The organism is Pseudomonas sp. FBCC-B1667 (genome assembly GCF_059133255.1).
Genome location: NZ_CP101437.1, coordinates 4,809,112 through 4,822,477 on the forward strand (window position 1 = coordinate 4,809,112; position 13,366 = coordinate 4,822,477).

Genomic DNA, 13,366 nt, shown 5'->3' on the forward strand with positions numbered 1-13,366 from the left:
ACAGTCAGTCATCGCGGGCAAGCCACACTCACACAGGTTCTGAGTCGATCAAGGATATTGTGATCTACACAAAACCTGTGGGAGCGTGGCTTGCCCGCGATGAACGATAACGCGGTTAACCTGCTGCCATTCGTACCTTACGAGCCTTGAGCCCCGCCATCAACGAAGGCCCCAACGCCACCAACGCCGACCCCAACACCACCAGCACCGCCCCGCCATAACCCAGTCCATTGATCGTCTCGGCATGCACATAATCGGGCCATAACCACGCCGCCACCGCGACCGCGACAAACGTCACCAACGGCGTGATCGCCAGCGTCGCACTCACCCGCGACGCTTCCCAATGGGCCAGCGCTTCGGCAAACGCGCCATAGGCGATCAGGGTATTCATGCAGCACGCCAGCAAAAGCCAGCCTTGCAGCGGGCTCAGTTGCAACGCTTCAAGCGGATGCACCCACGGTGTCAGCAACAGCGCGCAGAACAGGTAGATCACCATCATCACCTGCAACGAATTCCACACCGTGAGCAATTGCTTCTGCCCCAAGGCGTAGAAGGTCCAGACCGTGGACGCCAACAACACCAACAGCACGCCGGTGGTGTACTCGGTCAACGAGGTGAGCAACTCGGCCAGGCGCTGATTGAAGAACAGGGCAAAACCGATCAGCAGCACCAACAGGCCAATCCCCTGCCCCACGCTGAAGCGCTCCTTGAAGACAAACAGACTGGCGATCAGCAACATGATCGGGCCCATTTGCACCACCAGTTGCGCGGTGCCGGGGCTGAGCAGGTTCAGGCCCATCAGATAAAGCACGTAGTTGCCGACCAGACCGAGCACCGCCATCAACACCAGCCAGCCACCTCGCGGGCCGAGAACGTTGCGTGTCGGCAAACGCCTGGTCGCGGCCAGGTAAACAAACAGGCAACCGCCGGACACGATCAGGCGAAACCAGGTGACGGTCACCGGGTCCATCACCAGCAGCACTTGCTTGAGCTTGATCGGCAGGATTCCCCACAACAGCGCGGTCAGCAGGGCCAGAAACAGACCATAGACCCAGCGACCGGATGAAATGTGCATGCGAACCCCAACAGCCAGATGGCGAGAAGCACCATTCTAGGCGCAGCGGCGTCGGGCACACAGGGACAGTTGGCGAGTGGACGCGAATGAAACTGTGCAGGTCGTAGCGGCCGTCGATCAGTTGGCCGGGCACAGTCGGGGGTTCGTGCATAAGCTCAGGAGATTCACCTTCAGGAGATCGCCATGTACGGCATGCGCGCCCAGGACAACGCCCCCGCGACGCACTTTCGCAGTGACCGGTTGTGTCGTGTGAATGGGGAGCTGTATTTCAGTACTCGGGAAAATACGCTCGAGGGGCCGTTTGACAATGCCGAGGCGGCGGCGCGGGAGATTCAGGCGTATATCGAGCGGATGCTGGATTTGAGCGCCCGCCGATAAACCGAGGCGCAGCCTTCGCGAGCAGACTCCCACATTGGATTGCGATCAACTGTGGGAGCGACGGTGCGACGATTCGACCTGCTCGCGAAGGCGGCCTGATGATCACCGCAAATTCTTGATGCTCATCGAACCGCTTCAAACAACCCCGTCGCGCCCATCCCGCCACCCACGCACATCGTGACGACGCCATAACGCAAATGGCGCCGCTGCAATTCCCGCACGAGATGCCCGACCTGACGCGAACCGGTCATGCCAAACGGGTGCCCGATCGAAATCGACCCGCCATTGACGTTGTACTTCTCGTTATCGATCTCCAGCCGGTTACGGCTGTACAGGCACTGCGAGGCAAACGCTTCATTGAGTTCCCACAGATCAATGTCGGTAACCAGCAAGCCCTTGGCCTTCAGCAACTTCGGCACCGAGAACACCGGGCCAATGCCCATTTCATCCGGCGCGCACCCGGCGACCGCGAAACCACGGAAGAACGCCTTGGGCTTCAAGCCCAGTTCCAGGGCTTTTTCAAGGCTCATCACCAGCGTCATCGACGCGCCGTCCGACAGTTGAGACGAGTTGCCCGCGGTGACCGAACCGTCTTCGGCAAACACCGGTTTCAAGCCGGCGAGGCTCTCCAGTGTGGTGTCCGGGCGGTTGCAGTCGTCGCGATCGACGATGCCATCGAGGATTTGAAGCTGCCCGGTGGCCTTGTCTTCAACCCGATACTTCACCGCCATCGGCACGATTTCATCATCGAACAGACCGGCAGCCTGTGCCGCCGCCGTGCGCTGCTGACTTTGCAACGCATACAGATCCTGCGCTTCACGGCTGACGCTGTAACGGCGCGCGACGATTTCGGCGGTCTGCCCCATCGGGAAGTAGATGCCCGGCACCTGCTCTTTCAGCAGCGGGTTGATCAGGTTGTCGGTATTGACGCTTTTCATGGTCAGGCTGATGGACTCGACGCCACCGGCCACGATGATGTCGCTGCAACCCGAAGCGATCTGGTTGGCGGCGATGGCAATCGCCTGCAAGCCGGAGGAGCAAAAGCGGTTGAGCGTCATGCCGGCGGTGCCGATGCCCAGACGAGACAACACGGCCACGTTGCGCCCGATGTTGTAGCCCTGCGCGCCCTCGTTGGAGCCCGCGCCGACAATGCAATCCTCGACGCTGGCCGGGTCGATGCCGGTACGCGCCAATAAGGCGTCGACGCAATGCGCCGCCATGTCGTCCGGACGGGTCTGATTGAATTTACCGCGAAAGGATTTGGCCAGGCCGGTCCGCACGCTGTCGACGATCACCACTTCACGCATGGCATACCTCATTGTTGTTGTCGGTTGAGAGTGGACCGAGCATAAGTCCACCTCATAACCGACCGCGACGATCATTCACCCCGCGTATGCGTAACCATCGCCTCAGTTCTTCTGCTTTTTGGCCTTCTTGTCGGACTTTTCGAACGCGTCTTCCAATGCCCGATTGATCGTTCGCAGGACTTTGACCCGCGCCCAGCGCTTGTCATTGGCTTCGACCAGCGTCCAAGGCGAGATTTCGGTGCTGGTGCGATCGACCATGTCACCGACCGCGGCACGGTAAGCGTCCCATTTTTCGCGATTGCGCCAATCGTCTTCGGTGATCTTGAAACGCTTGAAGGGAATTTCTTCCCTGGCCTGGAAACGCTCCAGTTGGGTCTGCTTATCGATGGCCAGCCAGAACTTGACGACGATGATGCCCGAATCGGAAATCTGCTCTTCGAAGTCGTTGATCTCGCTGTAAGCCCGCAACCAGTCTGCTGGCGGGCAGAACTCTTCGATGCGCTCCACCAGCACCCGCCCGTACCAGGAACGATCAAATACCGTGAACTTGCCCTTCGCCGGCAGGTGGCGCCAGAACCGCCACAGATAAGGCTGCGCCCGCTCCTCTTCGGTGGGCGCGGCAATTGGCACGATGCTGTACTGGCGCGGATCGAGCGCCGCCGCGACACGCCGGATCGCCCCGCCCTTGCCGGCCGCATCATTGCCTTCGAACACCGCCACCAACGCGTGCTGACGCATGCGCTTGTCGCGCATCAGACCGGAGAACCGCGCCTGTTCAGTAATCAGCTGTTCTTCGTAATCGTCCTTGTCCAGGCTCAGGGTCAAGTCGAGGCTGTCGAGCAGGTTGATCTGATCGATATGGATCGGCAGCGGCGCGGCGTTGACCTTGTCGGGATGGACCTTTGAACGCTTGAGCGCATTTTGCAGGCCTTCGAGCAGGATCTTGCCCACGATCAGGCTGCGATAGTGCGGGTCCACCCCTTCAATCACATGCCACGGCGAGTAGTCACGGCTGGTGCGGCGCAACACGCGCTCGCCATATTTCACGAATTTGTCGTAGGTCCGGGATTGCTGCCAATCAAGCGGACTGATGCGCCAGCTGTGCAGCGGATCGTCGGCCAGGGCCTTGAGGCGTGCCTTCATTTGTTTTTTGGAGAGGTGAAACCAGAATTTGAAGATCAGCGCGCCTTCGTCGCAGAGCATTTTTTCAAAGCGCTCGGACTGGTTGATCGACTGATCGAGCACGGCATCCTTGAACAGGCCATGGACCCGGCCTTGCAACATCTGGCTGTACCAGTTACCAAAGAAAATCCCCATGCGGCCCTTGGCCGGCAACATCCGCCAGTAACGCCAGGCCGGTGGTCGCGCCAGCTCTTCGTCGGTCTGCTGGTCGAAGGTGCGGACTTCGATCAGGCGCGGGTCCATCCATTCGTTGAGCAGCTTGACCGTCTCGCCCTTGCCGGCGCCTTCGATGCCGTTGATCAGGATGATCACCGGAAAACGTTGCTGCTGCTGAAGCTCGAATTGCGCTTCAAGCAAGGCTTCACGCAACGCCGGCACCTCGGCGTCATAGGTTTCTTTGTCGATGACATGACCGATTTCAGCGGATTCAAACATGGACGGCTCCCTTTCCAGATTGAGCAAGACTAGCGGATTGGGCCGTTCACCAGCAGAGAAAATTCCTTGCAATGTGGGCTTTTGTGGCGGGGAGGCTAGAATGGCGACCTTGCCGTTGCCGAGCCTGCCATGAAACCTGCATTGCCTCACGCCCAACTCGACTGGGACGACCAGGGTCGCCCGTATTCGCGAGTGTTCGACGACGTGTATTTTTCGGACAAATCCGGTCTTGAAGAAACCCGTTACGTGTTTCTTGAACAAAACAGTTTGCGTGAGCGTTTTGCCGCGTTAGCGGACGGTGGCCGCTTGGTCATTGGCGAGACCGGCTTCGGCACCGGGTTGAATTTTTTGTGTGCCTGGCAGTTGTTTGAGCAACACGCGGTGGCGGGGGCGCGGCTGCACTTTGTCAGCGTCGAAAAGTACCCGTTGAATGCACCCGACTTGCAACGGGCCCTGGCGTTGTGGCCGGAACTCAAACCGTTCGCCGATCAGTTGCTCGCGCAATATTTGGCGATCCATCAAGGCTTCCAGCGACTGATCCTCGATGACGGTCGCGTCACCCTGACGCTGCTGATCGGTGATGCGCTGGAGCAGTTGCCGCAACTGGACGCGCAGATTGACGCCTGGTTTCTCGACGGTTTCGCCCCGGCGAAAAACCCCGACATGTGGACCGCCGAGCTGTTTGCCGAACTGGCACGGCTGGCAGCGCCAGGCTCGACCATCAGCACATTCACCAGCACGGGTTGGGTGCGCCGCCTGTTGAATGCGGCGGGCTTCAAAATGAAGCGCACGCCTGGCATCGGCCACAAATGGGAAATCCTGCGGGGCGTGTTCCTCGGTTGGCCCGAAGACAGCGCCGCCCCCGTTAGCGCAAAGCCCTGGTTTGCTCGTCCGACGCCGCAGGATGGCGAGCGTCGTGCCCTGGTGATCGGTGCTGGCCTGGCCGGCTGCGCCTCGGCCGCCAGCCTCGCTGCACGGGGTTGGCACGTCAGTTTGCTGGAGCGTCACGAGGCGCTCGCGCAAGAAGCCTCAGGTAATCCACAAGGCGTGTTGTACCTTAAGCTGTCGGCCCATGGCACGGCGTTGTCACAGTTGATTGTCAGTGGTTTTGGCCATACCCGTCGGCTGCTCGAACATTTGCATCGCGGTATCGACTGGGACGATTGCGGGGTACTGCAATTGGCTTTCAACACCAAGGAAGCGGAGCGTCAGGCGCAGTTGGCGGCGGCGTTTCCCGAAGACCTGCTGCACCTGCTTGATCACGAAACAGCCGAGCGCCGCGCCGGTATTGCGCTGCAATCGGGAGGCCTGTTTTACCCCGAAGGTGGATGGGTGCATCCACCCGCCCTGTGCCACTGGCAAGCGAGGCATCCGAACATCCGGATGCTTACCCATCGTGATGTGCTGGAACTACGCCGCGTCGACGGGCAATGGCAAGCGTGGGATGGCACATCATTGCTGGCTGACGCTCCCGTGGTGGTGCTTGCAGGCGCCGCCGAGATCAAGCGTTTCCCATTCAGCAGCGAGCTGCCGCTCAAACGAATTCGCGGGCAGATCACCCGCCTGCAACAGACACCTGAAAGCCAAAGCCTGAGCACCGTCGTGTGCGCCGAAGGCTACGTCGCACCGGCACGCTTGGGTGAACACACCCTTGGCGCGAGTTTCGATTTCAATAACGATGACCTGACACCGACCGCTGCGGAGCATGCCGGCAACCTGCACATGCTCGAAGAAATCTCGATGGACCTGGTCGCGCGACTCGGTGCAGACACCTTGCAACCCGAAACGCTTGAAGGCCGCGCCGCGTTTCGCTGCACCAGCCCGGATTACTTGCCGATTGTCGGCCCACTGGCCGATACCCAGGCATTCAGCGACGTCTACAACGCCCTGAGCAAGGATGCCCGACAAACTCCGGACATCCTTTGCCCGTGGCTGAACGGCTTGTACGTCAACAGCGGCCATGGGTCACGGGGGCTGATTACCGCACCGATATCGGGCGAGTTGCTGGCCGCCTGGCTCGACAACGAACCGCTGCCATTGCCCAGATCCATTGCCGAAGCCTGTCACCCAAACCGCTTTGCCTTGCGGCGTTTGATCCGGGGTAAGTGAAACCGCTCAACCGTCCGCCAGAGAGCAAGTGCCCAGCTCCACCATCTTCATGAGGTCCTCGGTCAGGCGCTCGAAAACGGCGTTCTCCGCCGTTTCTTTTTCGGTCTTGATCACCGAGACCTGACTGAGATAATCGGCCGTCGTCAGGTTCTCGGCCTTCTCGAATACCGCTTGCAACTTTGGCGGATACGTCGCGCTAATCGAGGCGAATCGCTCAAGGTAATGGCGACTCAGGTAATCCGTCCAAAACGGCTGGCGCAGCAGAAACTTCTTCAATTGCGTTGAGAGCTCCGCACTTTTTATCTTGCGCTCCGCAATGTCGAGATCCGCCTGTTTCACGCCGCTCAAAGCGGCATAGCGCATGTGGGTGGGCTGTCCCGGCAGGTCCAGTGTGTGGGCCAGTCCGGTTCGATAGGCGAGGCTGACTTCCAGCGGATCAGCCTTCAGGTCCTGCCTGGTGTGGCCTTGAGCGATCTTCTCCAGTTCCTCGAGCCGAAACAGACCGCGGCCCAGCTTCAACAATCCTGCCGCCGTAGAACGCACATTCCCGATCGGATTAACCACCTTGTCCACTTCCGTCGCCACTTCCAGGTGACTGAAGTTCAGTGCCGCCGAATCCGTGCAGTTGATCGGATTGGCCGCCAGTTCGAACACCTGCTCGCGCAGCGAGGAATTGTTCTGGGCGGTGTCCAGCACACTCCAGACTCGCCGCGTCAGGTCCTCGCGCACATATTCGGCATCAGCCGTGTCGCCCAACTCGGCCAGTAATCGAAACAGACCATCCGAGGCGGGATCGTCCTTGAATGCAGTCCATGTTGCGGTCCGCACAGTCGAGGCCCACTCCTGCGGCAACCAGCGCTCCCTCGCCTGTTGCTCGTTCAAGCGGGCAATGTCGTCTTCCAGATATCCCATGCCAACACCCACCCGTTGGCGAAATTGCCCGAGCAGGCTCTGACTGTTTTCCGAAAGAGGGTTATGCCGCAAGTTGAGCGTTTCGCTGAACCTTCGGGTGCTGCCAAACAACCAGTCCGGTAGCTCCTTGATCTCATTGTCGCGCAGATCAACCCGGTCCAAATTGGGCAGCCGTGCCAGATTTTTCGGCATTTCAGTCGCGCGAGTATCGCGCAATGACAGATAACGCAAATTAAACAACCGGCCGACATCCAGCGTTGCACTAAGCCGGCGGTTGGCGCTCAGATTGAGGGTTTCAAGGGTTCTCAGGCCGTTCAACTTCTTCAAGGTCTGTTCGGTCAACTGCAGATCGTTGTTCGCCAGGCTGAGGTGTTTGAGCGCAGGCATATGCGAAAGAATTTCCGGCAGCAATGTCAGCTTGTTGGCATCCAGTTCCAGGGATTCAAGGTTCTTGAACGCCTTGAGAAAATACGCCACATCGTTATCCAGCTCCATGTCCTTGAGAGACAGGTATTGCACGTGATCAAAGGTGACCTCGGGTGGCAATATCGGGAGTTTGCCAACGCCCATCTTGTTCAGACTTAAACCCGGTACCGAAATCCCCTTCTCATTGCGTGTAAAAGACAGTTGGCGCCAGCTGTTTTCCATGCTGTCGCAAACTTGCGAACGACTCTGGCGCCGCTCGCCCACGCTCTCGGCCGGCAACATCGAACCGGTCTCATCCGAGCGCCAGGCACGGAGTGCACTTCGCAGTTTTTTCAGTGCCAGTTGTCGGTGTCTGACCTGCCTCGCTCGCGCCAGTTGGTCATTGCCTGCCCCGTCAAGAAACGTTCGGGCCTGCGTTTCGGTATACAGCGGGTAAAGTTGTCTGACCTTGCGAACCAGCGTTCTAGGGTGGCTCGAGCCGGCCACTGGTTGATCGGCTTGCAGGCAGTCGCCGGACAGAGCCGTCTCTTCGATAGCCTCGCCTGAAAACAGTCGCTCGGTGATGGCTCTATCCTCAACGCCTTTACCCAGCAAATGGTCACGTAATTGCCCCGCATCGCTGTCCCCGACGCCGGCAATACCCAGCGCTGTGCGTTTCTCCAGGGGAAGCGCGCGCAACATCGCGCTGTAGAGGCTGTTGGCCCCCGAAGCGGCGCCAAGCGTTTTCCCGTCGCTGTCGAACGCTTCGTGTCCGCTGGCAGTGCTAATGACGACTCGTTTGAATGCAGCGTTTTCGTTACCCACGCTGGCGGCCAGCGTACCGGTGGGAGAACCGGCACGGAGCTCGATCCGCACGTCATTGCTCCAACCACGCAGACGGGAAAGCAACGGTATGGCCAACTGCCGCGTGTCGGCCTCGGCAATGTCGGGTAACGAAAACCCGACCAGCGCGCGGTCCAGGCGAATATCGGCCAACACTTGCCGGATGTTTTGTGCCAGCCCCATGGGTATCCGTCCTGTTGCTCGCAGGCGAAGGCGTTCGGCACTGGTTGAGGTTGCGATCAACTCCTGCGCCAGACCCGAAGGCAGTTCAGGGAAAGCACGGCGTACTTTTTGCACATCGCTGACCATGCTCTGGTCATGCCGTTGATACAGGTGCTTGAAGACGGATCGACGATCAGACTTCACCACCGCTCCGATTTTCTTCGCAAGTAATCCGCTTTCTGCCTCTTTGGGGACGTTCTTGCCCAGTAATGCATCGACCTCACGCTGATAAAGCCCGGCCACCACCGTATCCAGCAACTCGCCCCTGGCCAACTGCGCTTCGGTCACTTCAACACTTAACTCTTCGTCCCGGACCAACGTCGTTGGCGGGTACATCGCAGTAACCTTGCGCTCGTCGTCGAGTACTTCAATGTAACGGTCTGCGGGCCAACCCGGCATAGACGGCAAGGTATGCAGCTGTTCCTGGGAAAACTCGGCACGTCGTGTATCGCCTTTCTCCATGTCCGCAATAAAATCGGTCAGCCGTTGCTCGATGCGAAAACGCGCAACGCTATCCTTGAACCGTGCAGGTAGCCCCCGGTTTTTTTCCGCCAGATGATGCAACCGAGCGACAGGGGTGTCGGTGATTTTCCGTATATGTTCCAGCCGGCTTTCATTGAGTTCGGCCAGCCGTGGATCGATGCGCTTCAAGGCATACAGACCGTTGCTCCACGCTTCCGGTTGCTCATGAGCGAAGCGCCAGCCGCCTTCACCATTGTGCTCGACAAACGGTGAATAAGCGCCGCTGCGGGCGGGATGCCTGACTCTCCACGCGGCCTGCGCCTGATCGAAGGCAATCTCATAGGCCGCGTCATCGATCTTGATGAAACGCCGGGCATTGACGTGATAGATACCCTCGGCGTTGGCAATCAGACCCGCCAGCGGCGTTTGCTGATACGGCGCCCCGTCCGACTTCCAGAGCCTGGGTTTACCCGACGCGTTGTTGATGGCGATGAAGTGATTGAAAAAATCCGGGTGCGCCGCGACAGTCCGCTTGACCAGTGAACCGATGGCCTTGGTACCCGCCGCAAACGCCGCCAGCATCGCCATGTTTTCTGCCACATTGAGCAGGTGTGCCATCGCACCGGCCTTGTCATCATGGCGCCAGTCTTCAATGCCATCGTAAACCTCACCCAACAACTGCCCGACGGCAACACCCATCATCAATTGCCCCAGCACGGGTACAAACAACCCCGCGATATTGGCAATCAGCAGACCCCTTTCTTCATAACCCAACAGGCGCTTCTGGCGAATTTCGGCGTCCACCTCCGATGTCGGCACGGCCAATACCGACGCATCGGTTTTCATCTTCGTGACGTGGCTTCGATAAAGGAAAGTGAACAGTGTCGTGGGAATGGCTGGCGTGTTGATCTTCCAGTCCGCCTGCTGCGCGAGAGACTTGAAGAAATCGGTCCTGTTGCTCTCATCGATGTAACCGGCGAAAAAGTCAGCGTAAGCGCTGATCTTCAGTTGCTGGATCAAGTACCACCGGAACAGCGCAAAGGTGGTGTATTCATAAACCGGCTGGTTGGGGTCGTTCGGCATGTAGACCACGCACGACTGCGCGGGATGCTCCTTGATCGATCGCTTTGAAAAGATCACCACCCCCCACATGCAGGCGCCGAACATCTCCAGCCCTTGCAGATGAACCGGTGCGGTTTCGTAAAGGATGGGCGTAACGCCCGAGGCCGTTCCGGCACCGCTGGTCAGCGTCAGCCCTTGCAGCATCTGAAACGCCGAGTCGCCGATGTGCCCCTTAAGGTACGCGGCGTGAGCATCGACCTTCAGGGCACTGGCCTTGAGCTGACGGATATCAGAATCGAGCGCGGCAGGTTTGAAGGTGTCCGTGAAATGAGTCTGGTACTTGCGACCCAGGTCCAGGTCGCGGCAAACCTTGGCAAACGCCATAGGTGTCAACCCGGGCACGCCATCCGGCGTTGAAGCCACGCGTACAATCGCGCCCGCAGGAAATCCATCGTCCTGCGTTTCATCCTCGGTAAAGTTATGCATGGCAGCCTCTAGCAGGCTACGTCGGGCAATCGTGTCCTGTTTGGCCACATCGTCGGGCTCGGTGGTTCCGGGGCAACCACAGTCAAACCCCGGCAGCTCAACGCGGTCTTGCTCTACATCGAAAACAACGTCGTATTGCCGCATCAGTTCCTCTGTCAATTCAACGCGGCAGAACTCATGCAACGACTTGAGTCGATCAAGCGTCGGTTGGACTTTCAGCTGACAGGCCTGAAGCTCACGCGTCGCGGCTGCAAACGCCACGATTTTTTCCGATGTTGCATCTGTAAGCCACGGGGGAAGAGTCTTTTGAAGCGACTCGGCGGTTTCCAGATCGCCGGTCATCTGCAGGAGGGCCGCGAGCTTGTCCGTGGTGGAGAACGGCTTGATCGCCGCCGTATCAGGGGTCTGCACAGGCATACGCAACGTTCCTTATTGCATACAAGAAAGACCCTGACGTTAATACCTTTGCTGCTCAATGAAAAACTCAAAATCCAAGGGTTTTCAGCGGCTTAAGCAGCAGCATCTTCTATGCTTAACCTAACTATGTACCGCACATGGACCGCAATTTTGAGTTAATTGCGCACGCCTGCTTATTCCTTCTTATTACTTATCGATCTAAAACTCCCACGATCTCACCGGGTCAGTTTCTGAGTACCCGCCGTTTTGGCCGGGTACCGATTGACCCTCCCCAACGGAAAAACCGGTAAGGATTTTATGTGCGGATTAGCTGGCGAGTTACGCTTTGATCATCAACCTGCGGACCTCGCGGCCGTTGAACGAATCACCCACCACCTGGCTCCTCGCGGCCCGGATGCGTGGGGCTTTCAGGCTCAAGGGCCGATTGCCCTGGGCCATCGTCGCCTGAAAATCATGGACCTGTCGGACGGCTCGGCGCAGCCGATGGTCGACAATCAATTGGGCTTGTCCCTGGCCTTTAATGGCGCGATCTACAACTTCCCGGAATTGCGCACCGAGCTCGAAAGCCTCGGTTATGCCTTCTATTCCGGCGGTGACACCGAAGTGCTTCTCAAGGGCTATCACGCCTGGGGCGAAGCCTTGCTGCCCAAGCTCAACGGCATGTTTGCCTTCGCTATTTGGGAACGCGATGCCCAGCGCTTGTTCATCGCTCGCGACCGTCTCGGCGTGAAGCCGCTGTACCTGTCGCGCACCGGCCAGCGCCTGCGCTTTGCCTCGGCACTGCCGGCGCTGCTCAAGGGTGGCGACATCAACCCGATACTCGACCCGGTGGCGCTCAATCATTACCTGAACTTCCACGCCGTGGTCCCGGCACCGCGCACCTTGCTGGCCGGCATCGAAAAACTGCCGCCAGCCACCTGGATGCGCATCGAAGCCGATGGCCGCACCGAACAGAAAACCTGGTGGACCCTGCCCTACGGCCCTCGCGCTGACGAAATGAACCTGACCCTCGAAGACTGGCGCGACCGGGTGCTCGACAGCACCCGCGATGCGGTGGCGATTCGTCAGCGGGCAGCGGTCGATGTCGGCGTGCTGTTGTCAGGCGGCGTCGATTCGAGTTTGCTGGTCGGGCTGTTGCGTGAAGTCGGTGTGGAAAACCTGTCGACCTTTTCCATTGGGTTCCAGGATGCCGGTGGCGAGCGCGGCGACGAATTCCAGTATTCGGACCTGATCGCCAGGCACTACGGCACCCGGCACCATCAATTGCGCATCGACGAAAAAGAGATCATCGAGCAACTGCCCGCCGCGTTCCGCGCCATGAGCGAGCCGATGGTCAGTCATGACTGCATCGCCTTTTATCTGCTGTCCCGCGAAGTGGCCAAACATTGCAAAGTGGTCCAGAGCGGCCAGGGCGCGGACGAGTTGTTCGCCGGGTATCACTGGTATCCGCAAGTCGACGGCGCCGCCGATCCGTACTCTGCTTATCGCGAGGCATTCTTCGACCGCAGCTACGATGATTACGCCGCCACCGTGCAGCCGAAATGGCTGACAGCCAATGACGCTGCCGGCGACTTCGTGAAGGAACATTTCGCACAGCCCGGCGCCGACGCGGCGGTGGACAAAGCCCTGCGTCTGGACAGCACGGTGATGCTGGTGGACGACCCCGTCAAACGCGTCGACAACATGACCATGGCCTGGGGCCTGGAAGCACGCACGCCGTTTCTCGACTATCGACTGGTGGAATTGTCGGCCCGGGTGCCGGGCAAATTCAAACTGCCGGACGGCGGCAAACAAGTGCTCAAGGAAGCGGCGCGCCTGGTCATACCAAGTGAAGTCATCGACCGCAAGAAAGGTTATTTCCCGGTGCCCGGCCTCAAGCATCTGCAGGGCGATACGCTGAACTGGGTGCGCGAGTTGCTGCTCGATCCCGGCCAGGATCGCGGCCTGTTCAAACCGGCCATGCTCGACCGTTTGCTGACTGACCCGCACGGTCAATTGACTCCGCTGCGCGGCTCCAAGCTGTGGCAACTGGCGGCCCTGAACCTGTGGCTCAGCGAGCAAGGAATCTGAT

At 59.2% G+C, this 13,366-nt stretch carries 7 protein-coding genes; 3 read left to right on the plus strand and 4 right to left on the minus strand.

The window, feature by feature from the left end; genetic code table 11:
- Positions 1 to 115: 115 nt before the first annotated feature.
- A complete protein-coding gene (locus tag NL116_RS22100) occupies positions 116 to 1,075 on the minus strand; it encodes a DMT family transporter (RefSeq protein WP_494374029.1) in 960 nt (319 codons plus the stop codon).
- A 183-nt stretch (positions 1,076 to 1,258) separates the two neighbouring features.
- Between NL116_RS22100 and NL116_RS22105 the strand changes: the two genes are divergently transcribed.
- Positions 1,259 to 1,453 carry a DUF6316 family protein gene (locus tag NL116_RS22105; RefSeq protein WP_494374030.1) on the plus strand — a complete coding sequence of 65 codons (195 nt, stop codon included), beginning with the start codon at positions 1,259 to 1,261 and terminating at the stop codon, positions 1,451 to 1,453.
- 122 nt (positions 1,454 to 1,575) lie between these two features.
- Here the strand turns inward: NL116_RS22105 and NL116_RS22110 are convergent, their stop codons facing one another.
- Positions 1,576 to 2,760, minus strand: a complete 1,185-nt coding sequence (locus NL116_RS22110) for a thiolase family protein (RefSeq protein WP_494374031.1) — start codon at positions 2,758 to 2,760, stop codon at positions 1,576 to 1,578.
- A gap of 102 nt (positions 2,761 to 2,862) precedes the next feature.
- Positions 2,863 to 4,377: a polyphosphate:AMP phosphotransferase gene (pap, locus tag NL116_RS22115; RefSeq protein WP_494374032.1), complete on the minus strand. Its 1,515-nt coding sequence runs from the start codon at positions 4,375 to 4,377 to the stop codon at positions 2,863 to 2,865.
- 129 nt (positions 4,378 to 4,506) lie between these two features.
- Here pap and mnmC point away from each other — a divergent pair, with 129 nt between their 5' ends.
- On the plus strand, positions 4,507 to 6,486 hold the full coding sequence (gene mnmC, locus NL116_RS22120) for a bifunctional tRNA (5-methylaminomethyl-2-thiouridine)(34)-methyltransferase MnmC2/FAD-dependent 5-carboxymethylaminomethyl-2-thiouridine(34) oxidoreductase MnmC1 (RefSeq protein ID WP_494374033.1): 1,980 nt from the start codon (positions 4,507 to 4,509) through the stop codon (positions 6,484 to 6,486).
- A gap of 6 nt (positions 6,487 to 6,492) precedes the next feature.
- Here mnmC and NL116_RS22125 read toward each other — a convergent pair whose 3' ends face one another.
- Positions 6,493 to 11,295: an NEL-type E3 ubiquitin ligase domain-containing protein gene (locus tag NL116_RS22125; protein WP_494374034.1), complete on the minus strand. Its 4,803-nt coding sequence runs from the start codon at positions 11,293 to 11,295 to the stop codon at positions 6,493 to 6,495.
- 297 nt (positions 11,296 to 11,592) lie between these two features.
- Here NL116_RS22125 and NL116_RS22130 point away from each other — a divergent pair, with 297 nt between their 5' ends.
- Positions 11,593 to 13,365, plus strand: coding sequence for an N-acetylglutaminylglutamine amidotransferase (locus NL116_RS22130; protein WP_494374035.1), 1,773 nt, complete (start codon positions 11,593 to 11,595; stop codon positions 13,363 to 13,365).
- The last annotated feature ends 1 nt before the right edge of the window (position 13,366 follow it).